The 25,900-nt window shown below is 46.6% G+C and carries 24 protein-coding genes; 8 read left to right on the top strand and 16 right to left on the bottom strand.

Annotated features, from left to right (window positions below; all coding sequences use genetic code 11):
• Positions 1-112: 112 nt before the first annotated feature.
• Genes ACE3K2_RS26590 through ACE3K2_RS26610 form a run of 5 tightly spaced genes read right to left on the bottom strand, consistent with a single transcriptional unit; the run spans position 113 to position 4,841 of the window.
• Positions 113-886 carry an ABC transporter permease gene (locus ACE3K2_RS26590; RefSeq protein ID WP_421897196.1) on the bottom strand — a complete coding sequence of 258 codons (774 nt, stop codon included), beginning with the start codon at positions 884-886 and terminating at the stop codon, positions 113-115.
• A 17-nt stretch (positions 887-903) separates the two neighbouring features.
• A complete protein-coding gene (locus ACE3K2_RS26595) occupies positions 904-1,680 on the bottom strand; it encodes an ABC transporter ATP-binding protein (protein WP_421897199.1) in 777 nt (258 codons plus the stop codon).
• A gap of 27 nt (positions 1,681-1,707) precedes the next feature.
• A complete protein-coding gene (locus tag ACE3K2_RS26600) occupies positions 1,708-2,763 on the bottom strand; it encodes an ABC transporter substrate-binding protein (protein WP_421897202.1) in 1,056 nt (351 codons plus the stop codon).
• Between the two features lie 12 nt (positions 2,764-2,775).
• Positions 2,776-4,224 carry an aryl-sulfate sulfotransferase gene (locus ACE3K2_RS26605; protein WP_421897205.1) on the bottom strand — a complete coding sequence of 483 codons (1,449 nt, stop codon included), beginning with the start codon at positions 4,222-4,224 and terminating at the stop codon, positions 2,776-2,778.
• Positions 4,225-4,283: 59 nt separating this feature from the next.
• Entirely contained in the window at positions 4,284-4,841 is a 558-nt protein-coding gene (locus tag ACE3K2_RS26610) for a MarR family winged helix-turn-helix transcriptional regulator (protein ID WP_421897208.1), read from the bottom strand.
• 356 nt (positions 4,842-5,197) lie between these two features.
• Here ACE3K2_RS26610 and ACE3K2_RS26615 point away from each other — a divergent pair, with 356 nt between their 5' ends.
• Positions 5,198-5,605, top strand: a complete 408-nt coding sequence (locus ACE3K2_RS26615; protein WP_421897211.1) for a hypothetical protein — start codon at positions 5,198-5,200, stop codon at positions 5,603-5,605.
• Between the two features lie 121 nt (positions 5,606-5,726).
• Here the strand turns inward: ACE3K2_RS26615 and ACE3K2_RS26620 are convergent, their stop codons facing one another.
• The 6 genes from ACE3K2_RS26620 to hemE all read right to left on the bottom strand — a co-directional run bounded on the left by ACE3K2_RS26620 (position 5,727) and on the right by hemE (position 12,212).
• Positions 5,727-6,359, bottom strand: coding sequence for a fumarylacetoacetate hydrolase family protein (locus ACE3K2_RS26620; protein WP_421897213.1), 633 nt, complete (start codon positions 6,357-6,359; stop codon positions 5,727-5,729).
• 47 nt (positions 6,360-6,406) lie between these two features.
• Entirely contained in the window at positions 6,407-7,159 is a 753-nt protein-coding gene (locus ACE3K2_RS26625) for a glycerophosphodiester phosphodiesterase (protein WP_421897216.1), read from the bottom strand.
• Between the two features lie 26 nt (positions 7,160-7,185).
• Positions 7,186-8,595: a CapA family protein gene (locus ACE3K2_RS26630; RefSeq protein ID WP_421897219.1), complete on the bottom strand. Its 1,410-nt coding sequence runs from the start codon at positions 8,593-8,595 to the stop codon at positions 7,186-7,188.
• A 185-nt stretch (positions 8,596-8,780) separates the two neighbouring features.
• On the bottom strand, positions 8,781-10,205 hold the full coding sequence (gene hemY / locus ACE3K2_RS26635; RefSeq protein WP_421897222.1) for a protoporphyrinogen oxidase: 1,425 nt from the start codon (positions 10,203-10,205) through the stop codon (positions 8,781-8,783).
• Positions 10,205-11,155 (bottom strand): ferrochelatase, encoded by a 951-nt coding sequence (gene hemH / locus ACE3K2_RS26640; RefSeq protein WP_421897225.1) that lies wholly within the window; start codon positions 11,153-11,155, stop codon positions 10,205-10,207. Before hemH ends, hemY begins: the two co-directional genes overlap by 1 nt.
• On the bottom strand, positions 11,148-12,212 hold the full coding sequence (gene hemE / locus ACE3K2_RS26645; protein ID WP_421897227.1) for a uroporphyrinogen decarboxylase: 1,065 nt from the start codon (positions 12,210-12,212) through the stop codon (positions 11,148-11,150). Before hemE ends, hemH begins: the two co-directional genes overlap by 8 nt.
• A gap of 204 nt (positions 12,213-12,416) precedes the next feature.
• Between hemE and ACE3K2_RS26650 the strand changes: the two genes are divergently transcribed.
• A complete protein-coding gene (locus ACE3K2_RS26650; RefSeq protein WP_017689411.1) occupies positions 12,417-13,628 on the top strand; it encodes an MFS transporter in 1,212 nt (403 codons plus the stop codon).
• A 105-nt stretch (positions 13,629-13,733) separates the two neighbouring features.
• On the opposite strand, the gene ACE3K2_RS26655 is transcribed toward ACE3K2_RS26650, so the two are convergent.
• Positions 13,734-14,936, bottom strand: a complete 1,203-nt coding sequence (locus ACE3K2_RS26655) for a cytochrome P450 (protein WP_421897230.1) — start codon at positions 14,934-14,936, stop codon at positions 13,734-13,736.
• A gap of 486 nt (positions 14,937-15,422) precedes the next feature.
• Here ACE3K2_RS26655 and ACE3K2_RS26660 point away from each other — a divergent pair, with 486 nt between their 5' ends.
• Positions 15,423-16,634 (top strand): asparaginase, encoded by a 1,212-nt coding sequence (locus ACE3K2_RS26660; RefSeq protein WP_421897233.1) that lies wholly within the window; start codon positions 15,423-15,425, stop codon positions 16,632-16,634.
• A gap of 148 nt (positions 16,635-16,782) precedes the next feature.
• Here ACE3K2_RS26660 and ACE3K2_RS26665 read toward each other — a convergent pair whose 3' ends face one another.
• Both ACE3K2_RS26665 and ACE3K2_RS26670 read right to left on the bottom strand, forming a co-directional pair.
• Entirely contained in the window at positions 16,783-17,640 is an 858-nt protein-coding gene (locus ACE3K2_RS26665; RefSeq protein ID WP_421897236.1) for a hypothetical protein, read from the bottom strand.
• A gap of 482 nt (positions 17,641-18,122) precedes the next feature.
• Positions 18,123-18,755 (bottom strand): O-methyltransferase, encoded by a 633-nt coding sequence (locus tag ACE3K2_RS26670; RefSeq protein ID WP_421897239.1) that lies wholly within the window; start codon positions 18,753-18,755, stop codon positions 18,123-18,125.
• Positions 18,756-18,993: 238 nt separating this feature from the next.
• Here ACE3K2_RS26670 and ACE3K2_RS26675 point away from each other — a divergent pair, with 238 nt between their 5' ends.
• The 4 genes from ACE3K2_RS26675 to ACE3K2_RS26690 all read left to right on the top strand — a co-directional run bounded on the left by ACE3K2_RS26675 (position 18,994) and on the right by ACE3K2_RS26690 (position 23,687).
• Positions 18,994-20,148 (top strand): THUMP domain-containing class I SAM-dependent RNA methyltransferase, encoded by a 1,155-nt coding sequence (locus ACE3K2_RS26675; protein WP_421898493.1) that lies wholly within the window; start codon positions 18,994-18,996, stop codon positions 20,146-20,148.
• Positions 20,149-20,362: 214 nt separating this feature from the next.
• Positions 20,363-22,363 carry an LTA synthase family protein gene (locus ACE3K2_RS26680; RefSeq protein WP_421897242.1) on the top strand — a complete coding sequence of 667 codons (2,001 nt, stop codon included), beginning with the start codon at positions 20,363-20,365 and terminating at the stop codon, positions 22,361-22,363.
• Between the two features lie 80 nt (positions 22,364-22,443).
• A complete protein-coding gene (locus ACE3K2_RS26685) occupies positions 22,444-22,869 on the top strand; it encodes a cytidine deaminase (protein ID WP_421897245.1) in 426 nt (141 codons plus the stop codon).
• An 83-nt stretch (positions 22,870-22,952) separates the two neighbouring features.
• Complete coding sequence (locus tag ACE3K2_RS26690; RefSeq protein ID WP_421897248.1) at positions 22,953-23,687, top strand: DsbA family oxidoreductase; 735 nt, start codon at positions 22,953-22,955, stop codon at positions 23,685-23,687.
• A gap of 285 nt (positions 23,688-23,972) precedes the next feature.
• Here ACE3K2_RS26690 and ACE3K2_RS26695 read toward each other — a convergent pair whose 3' ends face one another.
• Together ACE3K2_RS26695 and ACE3K2_RS26700 are read right to left on the bottom strand one after the other, a co-directional pair.
• On the bottom strand, positions 23,973-24,803 hold the full coding sequence (locus ACE3K2_RS26695) for an aldo/keto reductase (protein ID WP_421897251.1): 831 nt from the start codon (positions 24,801-24,803) through the stop codon (positions 23,973-23,975).
• Between the two features lie 174 nt (positions 24,804-24,977).
• Positions 24,978-25,256 carry a hypothetical protein gene (locus ACE3K2_RS26700; RefSeq protein WP_421897254.1) on the bottom strand — a complete coding sequence of 93 codons (279 nt, stop codon included), beginning with the start codon at positions 25,254-25,256 and terminating at the stop codon, positions 24,978-24,980.
• 150 nt (positions 25,257-25,406) lie between these two features.
• Between ACE3K2_RS26700 and ACE3K2_RS26705 the strand changes: the two genes are divergently transcribed.
• Positions 25,407-25,805, top strand: a complete 399-nt coding sequence (locus tag ACE3K2_RS26705) for a hypothetical protein (protein ID WP_421897257.1) — start codon at positions 25,407-25,409, stop codon at positions 25,803-25,805.
• Positions 25,806-25,900 lie beyond the last annotated feature (95 nt).

Genomic DNA, 25,900 nt, shown 5'->3' on the forward strand with positions numbered 1-25,900 from the left:
ACCTGTTTTGGCCTCGTGTAGAAGTGCCAAAACAGGTTATTGATCACACGTTACAACAACATAAATCCCCTTTTCAAGTAGCGTCTGTAATTCGGTGTTCCTAGGTTTTCATTCAGACCCGCTTCGCTCCGCCAACGACCCCATATCGGTAAAGTACCCTGCGACCAAACCAGTTGAACAATCGATCCGTCAGGAATCCCATAAACCCCAGGGAAATCAACCCGACAAAGATCCAGTCCGTTCGGAAAAAGAGCCTTGAATTCCAGATCAGGTAACCCACTCCCTCATTTGCGGCAATCATCTCCGCACCAATGATGGCCATATATGAGGTTCCCATTGCCAGGCGCACACCTGTGAAAATATACGGGGTTGTGGCCGGAACAATCACATGCAGCAGAATCTGCCGTTCATTGGCTCCCATACTGCGGGCCGAACGGATTTTGTCTTCTTCAACGGAGAGAACACCTGTTAAGGTATTAAGCACAACAATGAAGAAAGTTGCGTACATGATAAGCGCAATCTTGGATTGCTCTCCAATACCGAACCATACCAGGAATAAGGTAATAAAGGCGATTGGCGGGATAAAACGTATAAAGTTAAGGAACGGCTCGGCAAACAGCCGGATGATATGCACCTTGCCAATAATCAGACCTACCGGAATAGCAATGATGCTTCCCAGTACCCACCCCGCCAGTACACGCGTGAAGCTGATTCCGATGTACTGCATCAAGGTACCGTCAGCAATCAGTTCACGAGCTCCCAGGATCGTATCCCAGGGACCAGGGATTACGTCAGGCCCATAGATGAGGGCACCAAGCTGCCAGATCAGGATGACCGTTACCCATAGGAGCGGGATGGACACCGATTTTTTCTCCAACCATTTCATCTCACATATCACCTCAGTTATTCTTCAAAGTGGCCTTGAATTCGGTCATACAGGGTGTTGAACTCAGATGAGGCGATGTTCCTCGGGTAAGGTAACGTGTTGTGGTAAATATCCGTTATATTTGAAGATGGACCTACGGACATAATGCCTATGCGCTCACCAAGCAATAAGGCCTCCTGAATATCGTGGGTGACAAAGATAACAGTCTTATGGGTTTCTTTCCAAATATTCACCAGTTCCTTCTGCATCGTTCGCCTCGTCATCGCGTCCAGTGCACCGAATGGCTCATCCATCAGTAAGATCGCGGAGTCATTCGCAAGCACCCGAGCCAACTGAACCCTCTGCTTCATGCCACCGGAGAGCTCTTTCGGAAATTTGCCTTCATGAGCACTCAGTCCAACAAGTTGGATGTATCGATCGGAGATCTCACGCCGTTGTGACTTAGGCACTTTGGACATTCGGAGTCCGAATTCAACATTTTCTCTCACGGTTAACCACGGAAAGAGAGAGGAATCCGCCTGCTGAAATACCATCGCGCGATCCCTGCCCGGTCTGTCAATCTCCTTGTTGTCCATCTTGAGCTGCCCACCCGACTTGGAGATGAAACCCGCGATCATGTTCAGCAGCGTAGACTTCCCGCATCCACTGGGACCAAGCAGGACAAAAAACTCTCCTCCCTTGATAACCAGATCGACATCCTTGATGATATAATGCACATCCCCATTGGTCGGGGCATGATACGTTTTCCGAAGCTGTTCAATATGAATGGTATGCTGAGTTGCAGGTAAGGACATCACGGACACCTCCCATTTGAATATATATTATTTACTGTATGTCACTTTTTCCGGCAGAGCCTGCTTGAGAGAGGTCAGATTGAGTTTGGTATCAAGATCAAAATCCTGTTCAATGATTCCGTTCTCCACCATATATTGCTTCTGACCTGCCAAGCTATCATAAGCGGCCTGCGTAAATCCAACTTCCCATGGATTGATCGGAAGGTCTTTTAACGTGGCATCTTTAGGCTGTTTGGTCTCTTGATACATCAGATCAGCTACTTCTTCAGGGTGCGCTTGGGCATACGTAGACGCCTCATCAAGTGCAGCAAGGAAGTCACTTATCTTTTCGGGGTTCGCCTGGATGAATTCATTACTCGATATCAATCCCATACCAAGGCGTATAGGGGTCTGAGACATATCCGTCAGCTGATGTACCCCTTTGAGTGCGTCAAATTTATCCGTTAACGCTGAACCTATGACCCAAGTGGCATCAAGGTCTCCCTGTTTCAGTGCAATGTAGGACTCATCAAAAGCCCCTTGACCAATCTGTGTCACATCATTCAGCGTTAATCCCTGATCTTTCAAATATTCATCCCACAGATATGGAATAAATGTACCTCGAATGAAGCTAACTTTCTTACCTTTCAAATCCGCTCCACTCTGTATATCATCCCTTGCATATAGCTTCCAGGCGGCGGCTGCTTCATCCGTAGCCTGGCCTGCGGAAGCGATGACTGAATATTCTCCTTTAGCCAATGCATTTAATACGGGGAAATCGGCCCCATACGCAATATCCACCTGTTTGATAAATAATGAATTTACACCTTCAGCCGGTGAGCCAAACGTAATACTCTCGGCATCAATGCCCCGTTTCTCAAAGAAACCTTTGGCAATGGCTACCCTGAACGTTGGGTTGGTACTTGTATCTGCGATGCGAATTTTTACATTATCGGTATTCTTGCCGTTAGCGCCTTTTGCTCCAGATCCTGCTGCGTTTGAACTGCAGCCGGATAATAGGAGTGCCGTAGCCAGGAATAATATCAATACGCCGGTAATTATGGATGGTTTTCTCACAATATACACCCCATTCGATCTAGTCATGATTCTTGACGCCTAACCGCCCGATTTGCCTTCATCCGACGTTGCCACACAGGCTGCCCCCTCCACAAATGGAAGAGTTGTCTCCACACTCACGATGGATGCGGAACCTTTGGGTGCAGCTCCCGGCACCCTGTAGGTCGAGACATCAATGGCTTCGATGGCGACCTCCTGCGGCTTCTCCAACTGTGGAACCCACTGATAAGGAACTCGATACGAGCGATAAACCATATTGGTATTCCGCCCATCCGTGTACGGGGAGACATACTCCCACACCAACTCATGCTCCGCTGTCACTTCGAATAATCTGCCATTGGAACCTTCGGTTATCAGGGTATTGCCGTTAGGTAAACGCTGGGCTGAACTGATATATGGACTATAAAATTTGTAGGAATCCGTTGGAACGGAAAATCCGGCTTCTGCCGATGTATACTGCCAGATTATCTCCAGCGTGACCGGGTTAATCTCCAGCACACGCGAGTGATCCCGAACCGCATGTTTTAATCCAAATGGGGAAGCCGGATTCGGAAGGCCGTAACCCGCCCAGCCGCCATTGTCGAATACGAGCAGGTTCCCTTCTCCGGGCAGGCCCTGAGGAATGATATGTGCATGATGCTGCCCGATAATTGTGCCGATGTGTTTCGTTTCAGATGAAGAATAGTCCGGTCCTAGTCTCCATACGATTTTTCCGCTCTGTCTGTCTGTAATCGCGATTATATTGGCCTCTCTTGCATCCCAGATAACATTGTCGGGATGGAACCGTTCGTCTCCGGCTTCATAGAAGCGGTTGGGTCCAACATAAGAAGCAGAATTAATATGTAACCAGTCACCAACACCACCACCCAGATGACCGAAAGAACGTGTATTCGGATCACGGAACAGCACATTTCGAGCAGCTTCATCAAAACCTAATTCTTCAAAGTGCTCGTTAGGCAGCCACTCCCATAGCACCTTCCCCTCCCAATCCACTTCGATAATGGCATCATCAAGCAATGGCTTATCTGAAATGTGCGGGTTACTCACATTTTTGTGAGCCAGGATAAGTGTTTTCCCACTCTTTGCCTTCGGCGCAAGCCCAGGTGCATAGTAACCGACCGGATTGCCCTCACGCTGATAATCATGATGCTGGCGGGCATACCATAGTGGCTCATACCCCGGATCTTCGATGTGTTCGTAACTATTGTATTTCCATACAATGTTGCCGTCCCAATCTACCTGAACCAGATCGACATTATCCTGAATACCAAACTTCGGATCTCTGCGACCTGTGCTGCCCAGCACGTAGCCGCCAGGCAATATTTTGGCCGGGAATCCTAACAACCCTTTCCACAGATGAACCTCCTTGCCATTCATATCAATCAGCACTACGCCTTCCTCACCTGCCTGATAGACGGTATAACCGCCCCAAGCCTTGTCCGGATTGTATAGCGTCGCTCCAGTTGGATATATTGTTGAGTGTCCCATTGATCATCTCTCCCTTAGAAAGTATGTGGTATATCAAATGTCGTTAACTTGACCCAACCTCAATAACTGAGATAGTTACTCTTCCCGCTATAGTCCCGCTGCTTCTGCTCAAAGTCACTTGTGGAGGACCGATCCTGTTCTTGTATCCCGTTGTTCTCCGCCAATTCCAGCACCGTGTCCGAGAACCCCTCCAGATTCGCTATCACCCGCTCATAGAATTGACTTTGCTGCTCCAGTTCCTCCTTTGTAAAACCCTCAAACAGAAGCGTGATACATCGGGCACCGATGTTGCTGTTTCTCTCATACATCTCCCGCCCGCTGGATGTGATGTCCAGTAAAACCGTCCGGCGGTCGTCTTCCTTTCGTCTGCGGATGGTGAGTCCCTTTTTCTCCAACTTATCGGTCAGAGCTGTAATGGCACCCGATGTAAAGTCCAATTGTTCCGCCAAATCGCCAAGCCGCTGTTCCCCGTCACGAATGATCTTGTGCAAGATAAGCATGCCTGGCAGGCTGATACCTTCGACAGAGATGCGATCCCGCTCTTTGACAAATCGTCTGACCATTTTGCGGAATAACCAGTCCGTCCGCTCCAATGCTTCCCAGTCTCTATCACTCATTTTCATAACCTCCTTGATCGTCTGAAACCTCAACAGCACATGAAAAAAGGCCCCCGTGGACATTCCATAGTGGAGTAGTCCCGGGAGCCTTTGGCGGTCCAATCAGCTCGATTTATTATTCGATTCAAATTAGTTCACTGTTCATTTAATGAGTATTAAAATAATTGAGATCATCATATAACCAACTAACCCAACCTGTCAAGTGCGAATTATGATTGAGATTATTTATTCCGTTTTAAGTTTCACTTCAGGTTCTCCATTTACACTATTCTCAGATCGATACATCAACAAATACATCTACGACAAGCTACGAATCAGTTCGTTCGTACTCTACTACAGAAATGAGGAATATGCATATGAACATGAAACGAGTCATTATTATAGGCACAATGATTGTCACCATGTCCTTCGCCGGAACAGCATGGGGCCAATCCGCCATCTCCCCCATACCTACTGCTAAATGGTCCATCGTTGACCTGGATACTCGTGAGGGAAACAATGACGAGCTGCTCAGCGCTCTCAATCAGCCTTCAGAAGCGGATCTGTATCAGGAGCTGTACAACGGCAAATCGCTGAGAACAATTACGGAAGAAAACAACGGGGACTTGGATGAAGTGATTGCTATACAAGTAAGACAGCTCAGAGAGCAGTTGGATGAGCGACTCGCAAATGGAAGTATCAGCTCGAAGCAACATGCTGCACAACAAGCTGAACTGGAAGAGTTGGTCACGCAGAGCGCAAACACAGCTTATAACCTGATATAATTAGCGACCAATCCGTACGATGAAAATATGAATTTGCTATTAATAACATGGCAAAAAGGAGCGTATGCACGCCCCTTTTTTGTACCCTATTCTCTTATCAAGCAGGTATGATGTGTAATCCTTATTGCGCTGCCCCAATGGTGCATGCACCCAAGGATTCGCCGTCCCATGCCAGTTCGAGCACATCTCCTGCTTGTGTTGGTCCAACACCTTCGGGTGTTCCTGTAAAAATAACATCTCCCGGCCCCAAGCCGTAATGGTGACCTACATAATTCACAATATCCTGTAAACTGAAAATCATGTTACGAATGTTACCGCGCTGGACTTCCTCACCGTTTTTAGTCAACGTAAAATCTTTCTCCAGCAGTGCTGCCGCCCCCGGGAACGCCTGGAATGCAGTAACCGGAGCCGAATTTTTGAAACCTTTGGCCGCTGTCCACGGATGGCCCTTTTTCTTAATCACGGACTGTACGTCACGTAACGTAAAATCGATACCAAACGCATACGCATCCACCAGCTCATCTACCGTCATACCTGGCTCATAACTGCGGCCGATTTGCACGACCAATTCAGCTTCATAGTGAACCTCACCCTTGGTAGCAGGCAATTCAATTGTTTCACCATTCAGAGGCACGACTGCATGAGAAGGTTTCATGAAGATCATTGGTTCATCCGGAACCGCGTTACCCAATTCTTCCGCATGAAGTTTATAATTGCGTCCTACACAGTATACATTGCGAATGTTAGTCAACATGGGGATATTACCACCTTTATCGGGTTCATTAGTGTATATCGTGCAAATTATGGTCTGAAGAATCGGCTGCTCGTCTCCTGAAACGCAAGTTCCCATACATCAGGACGATTCGTACATAACATGAGTTCGGGATCAACAGCCGCCAGTTTCTTCATAATGGTCTTGTCATCCACTGTCCAAGCCATCACTCGAATGCCCGCACTCCTCATCTCGTTCATTAAGGATTTGTCTACATTGGTGTATCCAATCGAGAGGAATGTACAATTCATCTGCCGCAGCGCGGTTAACAGATCCCCTGGTCGTGCATCGATAATAAGCCCCGTCTGGATCTCCGGTGCAAGTTTCTTCACTTCGATCAGAGCGGATGGTTCAAATGAGGTGATCACAACATCATTTTGCATATGTCTTTTTCTAACTTCATGTATAACCGCCGCAGGCAGACCCGGGTACATATCTCCCTGCGTTTTCAGTTCAATGTTCAAACGCACTCTGCCGCAAGAGCGATCTAATAATTCACTAAGTGCCGGAATCCGTTCGCCTTTGTAAGACTTGTTTTTCCATGCTCCCGCATCCAGACGCTGGAGATCAGCCCAATCGGTTTCCCGAACCAGACCCTTGCCATTCGTCGTGCGATCCAATGTAAAATCATGAATGATTACGGGCACACCATCACGCGACAACTGCACATCCAGCTCCATCCACTGAACTTCAGGCCGTTCCATGGCCATTAGGAATGCAGCCATCGTATTCTCTGGTGCAATAGAAGAAAATCCACGGTGCGCTACACAAAGGTTGTTCATTTGATTCGCTCCTCAAAAAAAGGTTTTTAATTAGGCGAGGCAACTCCATTCCCATCATAACGAATGCCTGGGGAGAGCTTTGCCATCTGTTCCAACAGCAGTTTGTTCGCCTCATCAATCATCGGAATGGCCTGACCAAGCCCCGCTTCATAAGGGATAACTTTCATACTGCAAGCTGCATCCCGACTACAGCGAGCCTGAAATACCGCTGTTTTCCATGTCTCTTCGGTTGTTGATCTGGAGAAAATGAAATTTCCCGTACTGTATGCAATCCACTTTCCCTTATAGTACTCCAACCCTTGCAACACATGAGGATGACCACCTATGACGAGATCCGCGCCAGCATCGACAAACTCATGAGCCAATCGTGTCTGGTCACTGTTTGGAGTACTCACACGTTCCTCCCCCCAGTGTGCAACCACGATCACCAGATCAGCCTTCTTACGGGCATCCTGAATTGCTTTGACTGCTCCTGTAGAATCATAGGCTTCAGCCACGCCAGCCCGGTTGCCTTCCGCCTTCCAACTCGTTTCGGGTACAACACGGGAGAACCCCAGCAATGCAATCTTCATGCCTTTGCGTTCCAGATACGCTGGAGCATACGCTTCATCCCTGTTCATGCCAGCCCCGGTGTGAGCTATACCATATTCCTTGAGATAGGTTAACGTATCTACCAAACCCTCTACTCCCTGATCCAGAATATGATTGTTAGCCAAATTGACAGCATCAAAACCCGCAGAGGCCATTGCCGCCAATGCTTTGGGCGAAGATTTGTATACATATGTTTTGTCAGCTGCCCCCGTACCACCCAGGGTTATCGGTGTCTCTAAGTTGCCGATGGTAAGATCATCATCCTTGAATAATCTGCCGAGTTTGGCAAAGGGATAATCATAACCGTTCTTATCCAGCAGTTCAGCAACTTTGCCTGAGAACTGGATATCGCCAACAAAATTAATCGTGACATCCTTCGCTGAATTGGAAGGTTTCGACGTCCCTGATTCGGTATCCACACCTGCATTTCCTTTAGTGCCGGACGGTGTCGAATCTGCCGCTGGTTTTTTCGTTCCAGATTCGGCTTTCCCACTATTGGTATTGCCTGAAGTATCAGGTGTCGCTACTCCGGATGTCTTATCTGCATCCGCTGTTGTCTCTTCATCCGTAGCCTCGGGTTCTTCTGGAGTCTCAACGGACTTCGGGTCTGGAGTACTTACTTGATCCCCGCCTTTGGCATCGTCTCCATTGGAAGGTTGATTCGGATCAACAATTTCTTGCTTCACCGGCTGGTCTGCCTGTTGCTGACGTGTATTCATGACATAAAAAATGCCCACCAGACCAATTGCCATGATCAATACAAGATTAACTGTCCAGATGATTCTATTGATGGTACGCTTTCTTTTTTTCCTCTCTACACTTCGATCTGATCTTGGGGGATACATAAGCAACTCCTCTTCTTCTTCACAGCCATACATACCATTATATCAGGCATATTCTGGATTTCCATCATTCCTTGGAACTGTATCGATTGAAAGGGTATTAACTCAATTAGCTTCCAGATCTTCACGTAAAAAAAGCCATCTCTCCAGTAGATAATTCTACGTTCGAGACAGCTCTCCTGCTGTACTTAATCTGCTGCAAGCTCTTGTGTTGCGAGGATAGACATGTCCTTCGCTTGTCTGATGCAATCCGGCAGACCTACGCCCTCATAACCTGCACCTGCAATGTACACACCTGGTAACTTGCTACCAAGCTCCTCACGAAGCGCAGCAATATGTTGGAGGTGCCCCACCGGATACTGTGGCATGGATTTACGAAGCCTTGTAATCTCGGAGAAGATCGGTACGGCTTCGATACCCATCGTCTCTCTCAGATCCTTGAGAACCAGATCCGTCAGCGCGTCATCCGGAAGCTCAACATTCTGTTCGTCACCGGAGCGACCCACATAACAGCGGAGCAGTACTTTATCATCCGGGCTGGTATGCAGCCATTTCGTCGATGTCCAGGTGCAAGCCGTGATATTCCGGCCCTCTTTCCTTGGAACAAGGAACCCTGATCCGTCGAATACATGCTCCACCTCTTTTTTCTCAAAAGCGAGCACTACATTGGCTACTGACACATAGTTAATTGCATCCAGTGCCGCTGTGTCCACGTGAGGTTTCAACAGCTCCGAAGCGACATACGTCGGCACAGTAACCACGACATCGTCCGCTTCAAGCATTTCACCATTCTCCAGCTCCACATGGTATCGGGTCTGTGCTCCATCCAGATGTTGCAGTGACTTCACCGCGGTGTTCAGACGTTGATCCACATCCTGCAACTCATGGACGAGTGCATGAACAAGGCTCTGCAAACCCTGGCGAAAGTTCAGAAAAGCACTCCGTTTTGTACCGGTATGCGTCTCAGCCGGTTTGCGACCTGTCATCATGCCCCGGATCAAGCTTCCGTAATCACGTTCTACTTCACCGAACTGCGGGAAAGTAGCCTGAAGGCTCAAGCGTTGCATATCACCTGCATAGATTCCCGCGAGCAGTGGTTCTGTCAAGTTCTCCAACACTTCTGCTCCAAGACGGCGCTCAATCATATAACCGAGCGATTCATCCTCTGTTGAACGACGAGGCGGGATGACAAAATCCATCAACGCCCGCAGTTTGCCTGCCGGAGAGACGAGACCACTTCTCAGGAATGGTCTTAGTTCTGTCGGAATACCGAGAACAAGTCCTGCTGGCATTGGATGAAGCTTGCCACGCTGCATGATATACGTTTTCTTCGATTCCGGATTCTGACTGACCAACTCATGATCAATCTCCAATTCTTTGGCCAAGTCAATCATTGCCGTTTTACGGGCCAGGAAGGAATCCGGCCCTTTTTCAATCACAAATCCATCCCGGTGCAGTGTCTCAATCATGCCCCCCATGGACGAGCTTTTCTCAACTAGAGTAATCACGGGTTCAACTCCCGCTTCACGGTAATGCTTGCGGATATAAAATGCCGCGCTGAGGCCGGTGAGGCCACCGCCGACGACAACAACACGGCGTTTCTTCTCACCCATTACTCATCCGACCCTTGCTGCCATTGGCTTATAATAACGTCGCTTAAGGTCTCCATGTAAAGAGGATCGCTATTGAGAGAATCAATACGCATCAGGCGCATGTCGATCTCTTTGGCAATCGATTTGGCCTCAATATCGAGATCATAAAGCACTTCGAGATGATCCGAGACAAACCCGATTGGTGCAACAAGTACATCCTCTACCTGTTCACGCGAAAGTTCCTGTAACGTATCCAGAATATCTGGTCCAAGCCAAGGCTCAGCTGTTCGTCCGGCACTTTGCCACGTAAATTGCCAATTGGTTATTCCTACATGAGAGGCAATCACTTCCGAAGTCTCCAGCAATTGTTGCGGGTATGGATCACCCATCTCCACAATACGTGCCGGCAGGCTGTGAGCACTGAACAACACCTTCACATCTCCGCGTTTTGCTCCAGCTTCCTCAAACGCATCCAACTTGGCACTGACACGTGTGGACAACGCCTGAATTAACTTCGGATGCAGATGATAACTCTCAATAAAGGACATGTGAACGCCCAGCTCTTCTGCTTTTTCACGCGCACGTTTGATATAACTGCCTACACTCATCGTGGAGAAATGAGGAGCCAGTACAATACCAATCGCTGTACGAATTCCATCCTTCGCCATCTGTTCCACGCCGTCCTCAATAAACGGATAGGCATGCTTCAGTCCTTGATAACAACGGAATTCCACACCAGTGCCACGCTCATCGCGGTTCAACGTCTCCTGAAGAGCCTTGACCTGATTGTCTGTATTCTCCCGAAGTGGGAAAACACCGCCAACAATGGCTTCATAACGATCCTTCAGTTCCTTCAATTGTTCCGGTTCAGGCGGACGCCCTCTGCGGATATGTGTGTAATACGCTTCAACACTCTCCATATTTTCAGGTGTGCCATACGACATCACCAGTACACCTACAGTATTAGTCATTGGTTACCGTCACCCCAGTCTTCATTGCTTCGGCAGAATATTCATGAATATAAGCCGTTAGTTCTCTGAGCTTATCAAGAGATGCTTCAGGAAATAGTCCGTGTCCCAGGTTGAAAATATACCCCGGCTCCTTGATTCCTTCGTCAATAATCACTTTGGCTTGCTCCTTGATCAGTTCCATCGGGGCAGTCAGCACATAGGGGTCCAGGTTACCCTGTACTGCAAATTTGCCGCCAAGACGTTGACGCCCTTCCGAAATGGATACTCTCCAGTCCAAACCAATCACATCGGCTTGCAGATTATGCAGCGCTGGCAACAACTCGCCGGATGCAACACCAGGGAAATAAATCTTCGGTACATTCAAATCCGATAATTCGGTAAAGATACGGGTAATCGTAGGCAACACATATGTTCTGAAGTCTTTGGGAGAAAGTGCTCCAACCCAGCTGTCAAACAACTGGAATGCCTTACCGCCATTCGCAATATGCGCACGGACATATGTAATAACCATATCACCAAGCTTCTGCATCAGCTTATGCCACACCTCAGGCTCGCTGTACATCATCGTTTTGGTGCGGATATACCCTTTCGAAGGTCGGCCTTCGATCAGATAACTCGCAATCGTGAAAGGTGCACCCGCAAATGTAATCAGAGGCACGTCAAGCTCCTTATCCAGAATTCGAATGGTCTTCAGAATATGCGACAGATCCCCTTCTACGTCGATGGGGCGCAGCCGATCCACATCTGCAGCTGAACGAATAGGATTATCGATTACCGGTCCAATATTTTTTACAATGTCAAAATCAATGCCCAATGAGGCAACCGGATTCATAATATCGGAATACAAAATAGCCGCATCTACACCAAGTTTGCGTACAGGCATAAGAGTAACTTCAGCCGCCAGCTCGGGTTGTTTGCAGATTTCTAGCAAGGAGTACTTTTCTTTAACTTTGCGATATTCAGGATCATAACGTCCAGCTTGACGCATGTACCATACCGGGACACGGTCTACCTGTTGTTTGAAACTTGCCCGAATCAGTCGATCATTATAGCTCATGTAAGAAGCCTCCAATAGTTTTTGGACTCATAATTACCATTATGCCCTTTTTAAACAGCCGTAACAACCACATGCAGATGCGTTCTACGTGACAATACTATGACATTCCTTACACCCATCCCCCATATGCCAATTATGTTATAATGAAAGAATGGTTTTTTTTAGAGAATTACAGAAATATCTTTGAAAGGAAGTGAAAGCACTTTGAAAACGTGGAAAGTGAACCTCATTGTGCTTTGGTTTGGACAATTTTTGGTCAATTCGGGCATGACCATGATTACCCCATTTTTGTCTCTTTATCTCGCGAGAGATCTGGGCGTTGTTGGCGAACATGAAATTGGCATTTGGGCGGGATTTATTTTTGCAGCCAATTTCCTCACCTCATTTTTGTTCCAACCGCTGTGGGGCAAGTTATCCGACAAGTATGGTCGAAAAGTTATGCTGCTTCGTTCGGGATTCGGGATGGCCATCGTCATTGCCCTTATGGGTCTGGCACAGAATCCCTGGCAGCTTCTCTTATTGCGTTTGCTTAACGGTACAATCTCCGGTTTCAATCCTGCGGCTGTTGCGCTGATATCGGGTACCACTCCGAAAGACCGCATGGGTTTTGCCATGGGAATCAGTCAGTCCGGGCAGGTTGCCGGCACAATCCTGGGTCCGCTTATTGGTGGATTGCTAGCGGATGCAGTAGGCTTCCGCCCCATTTTCTACATTACAGGTGGACTGATCTTTGTTGCTTCCATGCTCGCCATGTTCCTGGTGAGAGAGAAATTTGACCGCCAAGAAGCAGCCAAACTGCCGGCACAATCCGTATTGTCCGGTCTGAAGGAGCTGAACAAGTCACCTCAACTACCTGCGCTGTTTGCTGTGACGTTTCTGTTGCAGTTTGCGATGATTAGCCCCATGTCACTCTTGCCGTTGTATGTGCAAAAATTGCATGGTTCGGATGTAAATGTGGCCTTCTGGGCAGGACTTGTCGGTGCAGTTACGGGATTATCCAATATGGCGATGTCTCCGATCCTCGGCAAGCTGAGTGACCGGATTGGTCCTCACAAGGTGCTGACGTTCTCCCTCATAGGAACAGGACTCATGCTTATTCCGCAGGCATTTGTTCAGACCGTGTGGCAACTCATTCTTGTTCGATTCATGATGGGTGTGTTCATGGGTGGCCTGCTTCCGAGCGTTAATGCCTTGATCCGTTCCTATACGTCCGATAGCATGATCAGCCGTGCATTCAGTTTTAATACGAGCACTCTGGCGCTGGGCAACATGCTTGGAGCAATCATTGGAGGTTTTATGGCAGGATTCATCGGGATCGAAGGTCTGTTTATCGTCTCTGGCGGACTGTTACTGCTTAATATGGTTTGGGTCAGATTCAAATTGTATAACAAACCTGCTTCTATTCGGGAATCCTGATTCCCCATCCATTTTTTAACGAGTCCATCTTACTATTTTATTGAAAAAGCCGCTTCCAGAGCCTAATTGGCCTGAGAGCGGCTTTTGTGATTCATGTGCCATTCATTATTTATTTATTAGTTTGAATTGAATCGGATAATGTTTCACACCAAATACAAAGGCACTTTGTATCGGTTCCAAGACTGTTTCCGGCACAAGCTGAATACGCTCCATGTGCTGAAGCAATGTATGAAGAACTACCCTTGCCTCCAAACGAGCGAGTGGTGCCCCCAGACAAAAATGAATGCCAAACCCAAATCCCATATGCCTGTTGGGCTTGCGATCAGAGATGAAATCTTCCGGGTGTTCAAATTGGGTACGATCCCGATTGGCTGCTCCAACCCAGGAAATCACCTGCTCTCCAGCTTGAATCGTCTGACCATTCAACTCTACAGTTTCCTTGGCGACCCGCCCAATCGCGACAATTGGCGGATAATATCTCAGCGTCTCTTCAATCGCAGAAGTAATCCGTTCAGGATGTTCGCGCAACTCCTGTTGTAGCTCGGGTTGTTCAGACAGTATACGAACCGCATTAGTGATCAGGTTGGTTGTTGTTTCATTACCGGCAGCAAGCAAGAGAATACAGAAGCCTACCACTTCATCTGCAGTCAACTTCTGACCCTCAATCTCCGCAGCAAGCAATAACGAGATCAGATCATCCTCTGGCTGCAACCGACGTTCTTCCATAATGCCAGTGAAATAGATATGCAGCTCCTGCATATTTCTTTTTTTCTCCTCCAGTATCTCCTGAAAGGCCTGTTCACTATCATCACGTGCACCTTTCACCAATACATCAGACCAGTCTTTGAACTTTTGACGATCCGCCGCAGGGACTCCGATTAATTCTGCAATCACAATGACGGGTAGTGGCGTTGCAAGGTCATCGATAAGTTCCATATGTCCTTTTGACAGATGTGGAGCAATTAACTCATCCGTGATTTCCTGAATACGTGGAGCCAACGCTTCGATTGCCTTGGGTGTAAACGCCTGGTTCACCAGATCACGCAACTGTTTGTGTTTGGGAGGGTCTGTCGTCAACATGCTCGTATTGGCACGATCACGTGCAGAAGAGAACAGTTTCGGGTTTTTCAATACGTACTTCACATCTTCATAACCGAAAACATCCCAACATTCTCGATGCTCATCATATCGGACTGGAGTGTTATCACGAAGTTCTGCATACACCTTGAAGGGGGATAACCTCTCTTCCAAAGTCTCCAGTTCCCGAATCGGAATGTAATTTGCATACTTTCTCGGTGCCTGTTTCATCGTTTCTCCTCCAATCAATATTATATATTTATTTACATATGTTGATCACCCCTATTATAAACATAACTCTATAACGAAACCAATCTTTAGACCGTAATTGAGCCCCATTACCTAATGTCTGTTACTACCATCCTCTCATTCTGTTACCCACTTCTGCTATGAGACCCAATTCGACATTCTTTTATTAAAATGCTTCGTTTTATCAGGACAAAAGACTCAATATGTGAAGTTAACTTACATTAAAAGGGCTTGTTTTCTTTTAAAACTACTAAAACCAGCTCTTTTCTATCTCTATTAAAATGAATAATCTTTCATAATTCCTTATAAACAATCATTTTACTCTCATTATCTTCGAATGTAACCGATTACTCTATCATTATCTTCGTTTGTCATATTATTTAACATGAAATACAATCAATTTGAAATGGTATACATATTCTTCTTAACAAACTTAACATCACACTTACTTGAAGGAGAGTGCTATTCATGAGTAAAACATCCAATCTTCGTCCCTGGGCCGTATGGAGCACCGCAGCTTTAACAGCACTAACCATCTCGTTGTCACCCATTGGTACCTACGCTGCACACGCAGCTACGGTAGAGGTGAAAGGCACAACAGGCGCTGTTCAAACAGCAACCACTACGCCGGCTCGCAATACATCCATCCCTGCAATACCGGACTCTTCCAAACAATCTGCACTGCCTAATGTACTGGTAATCGGAACAGGCGGAACAATTGCCGGACAATCCGAAGATGCCACCAGCTTCCAGAATTACAAGGCAGGTACACTCCCCATTGGAGAGATGGTAGACGCCTTACCGGATAAACAGAAGATTGCTGATGTTAGCACACTCCAATTTGGAAACTCAGGTTCGGGTTCTTATAGCATGGCCGACCTCTATGACTTGTCGCAGACGGTAGACAAAGCTCTTGCAATGTATGACAGTGTTGTCGTTACCACAGGTACAGACACAATGGAGGAAATCGCCTATTTCCTCGATATGACGGTTCAGAGTGACAAACCGGTCGTGATCACAGGCTCCATGCGTCCATGGACTGTTATCGGTTCTGACGCTCAAGCCAATCTGTACAACGCAATCAAACTTGCAGGCAGTGGTCGTACCACTTCATTCGGCACTGTACTCATGTTGAATGACACGATCCAGCTTGCTCGTGGTGTAACCAAGACAAATGATTATCGGACAGACACATTTGAAACCCCAATGCTTGGGGCTGTAGGATATATTGATGAAGAAAACATTCGAATCTACCGTGCTCCTGCACGCGCCTTGAAACCTGAAGGCACAGCAAAGCCCGTATTTGATCTAAGTAAAATCACAAAGGCCGATCTGGCCAAAGTAGAAATTGCGATCTCGTATCAAGAAGCTGGCGGCGGAGCCATCGAAGGATTCGTGAGCAGCGGCGCCAAAGGAATCGTGACTTCCGGTACCGGAGCCGGCGGCATCTCCAGAGCGATGGGACAAGCGCGTACCAAAGCTATCGAAGAAGGTGTCATCTTTGTGACTACCACTCGGACGGGTTCAGGAAGTGTATACGGTGGTGGCAAAGGTATCATTGCAGGCGATAATCTGAGTCCACAACAAGCTCGTGTATTATTGATGCTGGGCTTGTCCTTCAGTGATGATTTTGACACCATCAAAAAATGGTTTGAAACGTACGGAACGCCTGAAGTATAAATAAAACTCATCCTTTATAAATCTGGACAAAGAAGAGACGATGCTCCCTGTGATTCAAGGTGTGTCGTCTCTTTCTTTGTGTGTTTTCAGATTTTGTGTATTACTTTCCCACATCGCGGTGGGCTATTAATTCAAGTACGGTTCTATTTTAAATGGAGCCACCTCCAGTATACACATTACCATTAACTGTACTACCAATTTTAACCTCTACAGTAGTATCAGTAAGTGTAAGCCCAAACCATCTAAAGCCAAGAGTCGATTCTGTTCTAAGTCTGCTATACACTTCCGCGTATTTGTACCCTTCAAGATCCACCGTTCTTGAAAGTCCCCTCCCTCTATCAGTTAACTCCAATGTCGATCCCCAGAATTTACGTTCGTAACCACCATCTTTAGTAGCAACCTCTACCTTTGAACCATCATATCTAAAACTTCCCGATGCCCAAAGATCAAACATTTTTAGACCTAAGGCATTATAAGCTGATCCGGTCGTCCTTTCGTTAGCGGTGTAACTCCACGCAGCAGCTCTGATGGCACTATTAGGGTCAATTTCAGAATGTAAAATAAAAATTCCTGATTTATCAACATAAACATCTGTTTTTGTAGTTTCTGTTGAGAAACTTAGGACTTCCTCGTTTTCTTTTTGCTGTGAAATAAACTCATTTAAACTGAATGTTTCCTCGTTATTTAACTGATTCTTTTGTGATTCATTTGGAAATACATCTTCTAGAGAAATCGAGTCATTATTAGCCAATTCTAAGGGTGCGGGATTGTTCTCATAATAGCTCTCAATAACATCATGAATTTCAATCAGAGTTACATTCTCCTTAGACATTTTTAAGTTCTCCAACTCATTCGCTATTTCAGAACTACTCTTAATTATATAGGCCCGAGCTTCTGCAATGTTATTTAAATTTTCTTTTCCTTCTAATGAATCTGCTGAGACTGTAACAGCGCCTCCTACCAAAAGTGACAACGACATCAAAAGTGCAGTGAATTGTTTCTTCATAAAAAGTATCCTCCCTAGTATTATAATCACTCCTTTTATAAATTCTCTGATTAATTTCAAATTACTTCTTATTTAGTAAAATAATACCTAAAAAGATGAAAAATCAAAAAAACGAGTATCGCAATAAGTACAATATAAACTGGCAGTATTAAAAAGGGCGTGTATACGTTAAGAAAATGAAATACGAAACCTGAGATCAGAAGCAAAGAAAGAAAAATGAATAAAGGTCTCAATTTAACACCTCCATATATAGAAATTTATAACTACTTATATAAAATATTACCATAAAATTATCTGAAAGTTAGTTATGATCTCTTCTTCGCTAAAAAATCAATTCATTTTTAGATAAACCTCAATAAAAACTCATTCTCAACAATCAATATTTTTTACACAAAAAAACTCCGATGGAACACGCCCCCTCACAAAAATAGAAGCGTGAGATCGTGTTTCATCAGAGTTTTATCTTTAGGAAATTTTTACTTTCACTTCACCCAAGCAAGTACGAGCCCATCGTAGTCCGGCAACATCGTCGTCACAAGACGCGGGTCACTTGCCATCTGTTCATTGAAGCGACGAACAGCAAGCACGGCCGGGCCCTGCTTGTCCGGATTCAGCGTACGACCACGCAAGAAACAATTATCACCTACAATGACAGCACCTGGCCGGGCCAGGTTAATGGCATAGTCAAGATATACCGGATAATTCTCCTTATCTGCGTCAATAAAGAAGAAATCAAATGTGCGACCTTCCTGCTCCAATTGCACCAGGCTGTCTGCCGCCGGGCCAATGCGATATTCCACCTTTTCGCCAAAACCGCCTTCTTCCAGATGACCACGCGCCATTGCCGCATATTCCTCTTTCAGTTCCAGCGAAGTCAGGGTTCCATTCTCACGCAAACCGCGTGCAATGCAGATCCCGCTGTAACCGCCCAGCACACCGATTTCGAGCGCAGCTTCCGCTTTGGATGTCTTGGCTAGAAACGTGAGCAGACGTCCATACGCCGCCGCAACGGAAACTTCAGGCATACCGTTCGAACGGATGGCCTCTTTCACTTTCAGCAAAAGATCATCCTCTTGAAATAATTGATTTACATATTCATCAGGGGTCAGATTCACCACAAAATCCTCCTTGGACACTTGGACTGCTTTCCATATGGATGCCAATGTTCTATAATAAATGTTTGTTATCAACACAGGCGGTTGATTGGTGCATCACCTCGAAGGAGGCGTGTATACGTTCACCGCATTTCTCATTGTAAGTTTTTTCACGGAAAGCGGCAAGGCCGCACCGTCACTATACAGCAGAGAGAAGGATGTTCCTTCTCCAGCTTGAAATGGAGTTGAAATGAATCACATGGCTCAATTGCAATTGATTGCAACCTCGGCGATGGGACTCGAGGCTGTTGTTGCCCGGGAACTGAAACAACTGGGGTATGAAGATGTTACGATCGACAACGGCCGGGTTTTCTTTACAGGAGATTATATTGATATTTGCCGTTGTAATCTGTGGCTGAGAAGTTCGGATCGTGTATTGGTCAAAATGGGTGAATTCCCTGCCACGACTTTTGATGAATTGTTTGAAGGCACCAAAGCACTGCCTTGGGAAGAGTGGATTCCCGCCGATGGTGAATTCCCTGTAGAAGGTCGCTCTCAAAAATCCCAACTTAGCAGTGTGCCTGCATCACAAGGGATTGTGAAGAAAGCAATCGTAGAGAAACTGAAGCTGACCTATGATACAGAGTGGTTCCCCGAAGATGGGTCTCGTTATGTGATTGAAGTCATTTTGCTAAACGATCGCGCCCTGCTTACTTTGGATACAACCGGACCAGGTCTGCATAAACGGGGATATCGTAAACTCGTAACCGAAGCACCACTCAAAGAAACCCTTGCTGCAGCTCTTATTCAGCTCAGTCGCTGGAATGTCTCCCGTCCATTCTATGACCCATGCTGTGGATCAGGCACAATGCTGATTGAAGCCGCTATGATCGGCTGGAACATTGCACCAGGACTCCGTCGGACCTTCAACTCCGAGGATTGGGCTGTCATTCCTGAAGAATTGTGGGAACAGGCGCGCGAAGAAGCATTCGACGCTGTGCGAGACGATGTCCCTCTACAGATTTCAGGTAGTGATATTGATCCGGAAGCGATCGAAGTAGCTCTGGCAGCAATCAAGAGTGCCGGCTTCGCCAAAGAGATTGAAGTCAGTGTCCTGCCAGCTCATCGCGCAAGACCACAGGGTGAATATGGTGTCATCATCACCAATCCCCCGTATGGTGAACGTCTGAGTGAAGAAAAAGAAGTTCAGAAGTTACTCCGCTCATTAGGGCGCAGTTACCTCGACATGCCAACATGGTCCTTTTTTGCAATCACATCAACCAAAGCTTTCGAGGAGTATTTCGGTCATAAGGCAGACAAACGTCGCAAGTTGTTCAACGGCCGAATTGAAACCCAGTACTATCAGTATTTAGGCCCACTGCCCCCACGTAATAAAACACCACAATCTTCATAATTGTTTCGAATATAAAGCGCCCCTGTCATCCGTGGCTGGGGCGCTTTTTTTGTGCGCTTTTCTGGTCATATGAATTCTCTGTCATCGGCCTTCGTCCGGACCGAATTCGATTCTCCCTGAGGCATAGTTGAAAACCCTTGAGGCCACGCTATAATGAATGGAGCCCTATTTTACATTCCGATAACAAAACAACGAAAGCAAGGGGGACATATATATGGTTGTCACTCGGCCTACGCGCGGCTCCATGCCACGCGGGCTTCTGAATCATCCACTAATGTTATATCTTATTTTTCTAGCACTCATGCTACTCAAACTCATGTGGCTCCATCACAATCTTCATGCCTATAACATTACGATGGGACTGCTGGATAAAGTCATTGCCATTGGATCATTATTACTCCTGTCCTTCTGGACCTGGTGGCTGCCACGTAGAGGGATGATCGTGTCTCTTGTCGTGCTTAACCTGCTGCTTACCGCACTAATCTATGCCGATATGGTGTATTATCGCTATTTCCAGGATTTCTTGACGATACCGGTATTATTGCAAGCCAGACAAGTTGACGCATTGGGTGACAGTATAGCTACACTGATCTATACAAGTGATCTCTGGTTCTTTGCCGATTGGCTTGTCGTCATTCCGTTTGCAGCTATCGTACTGTTCAGCAGACGTTACCGTTCGAAACACCCCAGTACGTCTGTTCATGGTTACGGGAGTTATTCTTATAACGATGGCAAGGCACGGTTACGCCGTCGTCTCACGGCTGGCAGCATCGCTTTTGTGCTGGGCATGGGACTCGCCGTTGGCCCGATTTATTTCTACAGCAAAACATGGGCCAAAGGCCTGTTTGATAACAACTGGTGGAATGTATCCATGTACAATGTGACCGGACTGCTCGCTTTTCACGGTTACGACCTGTACAACTATGCCAAAGACCACATCGGTTCCGGGCCAGAAGCAGAACCCGCTGATGTTGAGCAAGCAAAAGCGTTTTTCGCTGAAAGGCAGCAAGATCCCCCACAGAACGATGCCTTGTTTGGCAAATATAAAGACAGCAATGTCATTATTGTTCAGGGTGAGGCTTTTATGAATTTCATGATTGGTCAGAGCATTGGCGGTCAGGAGATCACACCCCATTTTAATGAACTGATGAAGGAAAGTCAGTATTATAGTCACTTTTACCACCAGACCGGTCAGGGCAGAACGTCAGATGCCGATTTTGGAGCAAACATTTCCCTGCATCCACTACCGGTTGGTTCAGCCTTTGTGCGATATGCAGACCATACGTATGATTCCCTCCCTTCCATCCTGAAGGATAACGGGTATAGCACCAACGTATTTCATGCTTATGAGAGTGGCTTCTGGAATCGATATACGATGTATCAGAACATGAAATATGACAAGTTTTATAGCAAAAATGATTTTGCACAGGACGACCCGCTTGGCTGGTCCCTGTCTGATGAATCTTTCTTCCGTCAATCCGTTGAGAAAATGAGCAGTGAGGTGACCGAACCGTTCTATTCGTTCCTCATTACACTCAGCAGTCATCACCCCTATGCCCTGCCTAAAGAGAAACAGCAGCTGGATGTAGGTAAGTTCCAGGGAACAATGTTTGGTAACTATCTGCAATCCGTTCATTACGTGGATTCGGCGCTAGGCAAGATGGTGGAGGATCTGAAAAATCGGGGATTATGGGAAAATACCATTTTTATGTTCTACGGGGACCACGACAACTCGATCAAGGAACAATCCCAATATGAGCAGTTCCTGGGACGTTCGTTGAACGACCTGGATATGGCACAGATCATGAACGAGGTTCCTCTGCTCGTGCATTTACCGGACGGTGCAGCTGCTGGAACCATCGACGAACCTTCGGGTCAACTGGACATCACACCATCCGTGTTACATCTGCTCGGTTTGTCTGACCAGTCCTATTATCATATGGGTAACGACATATATGACAGCTCTGTACGTACGGTTGTGCTTCGTAATGGCGCATTCTCAGATGGTTCTGTATTCTATATTCCATCAGATGATTATATCTACGAGAGCGGCGCTTGTTATGACCTGTCCACACGTGACAAAACAGATATTAACGCCTGCCGCCCTGGTCATGATGAAGCAGCCAAGCGATTGCATGTCTCGGACACTGTAATTACCTATGATTTGATTCAGCGCTTTCGAGAGGAAGACAGTGGAGCAATAACATCGCAATGAGCAAGATCGTAATGACAAGCCACACAAATACACGAAATGAATTGAATCGAATCGGATTTCAAAAGGGGAATTCTCATTACATGACATCACATACTGAACCAATCCATATTGAACAGCAATTGTTCGATGCAGCCGCCAACTTTGTGAAGCAACGTTATCCTCAGGGATGGGGCGGTGCGGGCGCCGTCTATACCGAAGCCGGCTCCCTGCTGATTAGTGTAGCGCCAGAGGTCATCAACGATGCCACGCATCTATGTATGGAAACAGGGGCTTATCTGGAAGCCCACAAATTGAACGAACGCGTCACCCACTCCCTCTGTATTGCTCGTGATGACGAGCATTCAGAATTCAAGGTCCTTACACCTTGCGGCGTATGCCAGGAACGATTATTTTACTGGGGCGAAGAAGTTAAAGCTGCCGTATACGATCCTTCTGGTCAACTGGTCTTCAAGAGACTGGATGAGATTCAACCTTACCATTGGTCCAAAGCATATCGGGGTAAATAGCAATCTTCTTGCGAATTATAGAAAGTCGCCTTATAATTGTAACTATAATAGTTTCAACTAAGAATAATGGAGGTTTTAACATAATGAATATTGAGATATGGTCTGATTTTCTGTGCCCATTCTGTTATATCGGCAAACGCCGCCTGGAGAATGTATTACAACAGTTTCCACACCGTGACGAAGTGAAGCTGCAATTTAAGAGCTTCGAGCTTGATCAGAATGCTGCATTGAACCCAGGCAAAACCAATACGGAATATCTGGCATCCAAATATAACATTAGCGTGGAGCAGGCCCAAGGCATGAATGCCCAGATGAATGCCAATGCTCGCACGGCAGGACTGGAATACAATATCGATGCCATGATCCCTACGAACTCCTTCTCGGCTCATCGCTTGACCCACTGGGCAGATACACAAGGCAAAGCGCTTGAACTGAGTGAACGTATCTTCCAAGCTGTGTTCATTGAAGGTAAACATTCGGGAGACCCTGAGGTCTTGGCTCAGTTGGCAGAGGAAGTTGGACTGGATCGTGATGCAGCTACGGAAGTGCTGTCCAGTGATCAATTCACAGACAATGTCCGCGCTGACCAAGCGGAAGGTGAGCAACTGGGCATCCGTGGTGTACCGTTCTTTGTATTCGACCGCAAGTTCGCTGTATCGGGTGCTCAACCGGACGAGGTGTTCCTGGATGCCATTCAGAAAGCATGGGACGAGCGCTCCCCATTCACCATGGTTGAATCCAACACAACAGAAACAGACGGCAGCGGTGTCTGCACAGATGACGGCTGCGCAGTTCCCCCATCCGATTCAAATAAATAACACAAAAGCAGCAGGATTCAGGGATACTTCCCTGATCCTGCTGCTTTTTTTATACTACTCACAACTTAGCTCATTGCATACTTTTATGTTTGATGAACAGTTACTGTGGAGGGGATGGAATCGATTCTGAAGAAGCGAAGCGTTCGCCTTTGTCTCCAAATTTTATCCTCTGAGAAGAGGAATCAAAAAAAATTTGGAGACAACTGCGATCAAAAGAACGATTCCGTAACCGGAACAAACACCATTAGTTCATCAAACACTTATATTCAATTAGCGCCCACCCACTTAATCCCAAAACAGTTGATCCGGGTGCGGACCCGTCCGTTTATCCGAATCCAGCGCATCAATCTGCTTCAACTCATCCGGTGTCAATTCAAAGTCAAAGATGTCCGCATTCTCACGAATACGGGCCGGGGTAACTGACTTCGGAATCGTCACAATCTGATTCTGAATGTCCCAGCGCAGAATAATCTGTGCCGGAGTTTTCCCATATTTCTGGGCCAGCGCCTTAAGTGTAGACTCTTGGTTCAACTTGCCTTTCATGATCGGACTCCAAGCCTCCAACTGAATTCCCTGCGCCCCGCAGAAATCCTGAAGTTCCTGCTGGATCAACCCCGGATGCAGCTCTACCTGATTTACCGCAGGCACCGTTCCGCCCTCATCTATGATGTCTTGCAAATGATGTACTTGAAAGTTACTCACACCAATCGCACGAATGCTTCCTTCGCTATATAGACGTTCGAACGCTCTCCACGTCTCCTTATACTGGTCTCTGCCAGGCCAGTGAATTAGGTAAAGATCAATCACATTCAGTCCAAGTGCCTTCTGACTCGCTTCAAATGCTCTCAACGTTGAATCAAATCCCTGATCCTCGTTCCAGAGCTTGGTGGTCACAAACAGTTCGTTTCGGGCAACACCACTGCTTGCAATAGCTTGTCCCACTTCTTCTTCATTACCATAGATGGACGCGGTATCAATACTGCGATATCCAACCTCCAAAGCAGTTTCAACCGCCTGTTGTACTTCCTTACCTTTTGCTTTATACGTTCCGAATCCTAGCCATGGCATCGTTACTCCGTTGTTCAGAATTGTACAATCTGTAATATGTTTTGTCATTTGTACCTCCCGTATGGAATTTTGCCCGCTCTTGTTCTATTAACCTGCTCACAGAAATTTAAGCGACTATTCGACATACTGTCGGAGTATCTCATGAGTCGGGAGTCGTTGCAAAAGATATGAAAAACCCGCAGACATCGCTGCCCTGCGGGTTCTGGTGTGACAGGAACGTTTTTAATTCCCTCGACCGTGCTGACTCTGGATTGAATTCAATCTTCTCTTCTCCTCGATGAACATCTCTTCTGCCAACTCAACACCTTGTCCACCGAGTGAAAGCTCTGCTTGACGCATCGCCTGCTCCGTATGTGCCAGACGACGTTCCGCCTGTACAATGGTTTGTGCTGTCGGGTGTGACAGGGCCTGAGATACAGCATAATGAAGCTTGTTCACCGCATTTTGCGCCTGAGATACGGTGGTATCGGCTTGCAAACTGGAATCATAACGCTTCGGCATGAGTATTCCTCCTTGGGATTATCATGTTCCTGTTACCCCTTTAGGATGGATAACACACGCCTTCCTTATTCTTCTTTTGTATTTTTATCGTAACTTTAATCGATTCCCCTACGTTAATTAGGTAATCATGCTGAATCGGGAGGAATTCATTTGAAGAGAATAGTACTGACACTCTGCATGTTACCTCTGCTCATTTGCGTACAAGGCTGTGCTCCTGCTACATACGAGATTGAAGGATATACTGAATCATCCATTAACCCAGAAATCCCGGTTCCATCCAATGCCAAGCTCATTGAAAACATAGCTTATTCCGATCATCCCACCTTTAAAGAAGGTGTTAAGTATGAGCTGAAACATATCGGGGGCGAACAAGGACTATACCCGCCAATGGATTACTTTCAGAAGTTAGCGGATGCAGGTTGGATGGAATTGGAGGAAGAACGACTGGGAGATGTACATTTTCTGAAAAAGGATACTACCGTGATTGCCATTGAAATTCGAGAAGATTCTTTCCAGATTACTGAAATGATTGAAGGCGCTATGAAGTAACACATTTCTATCGCTGCCGTCAAAAAGCAAAAAAAGGAGAGGCATGTCGCCTCTCCTTTCCGGTGTGTGGACAGTTTATCCCCATTCACCTTGTT

Origin of the sequence: Paenibacillus sp. (genome assembly GCF_048976745.1) — a bacterium.
Lineage (GTDB): Bacteria > Bacillota > Bacilli > Paenibacillales > Paenibacillaceae > Paenibacillus.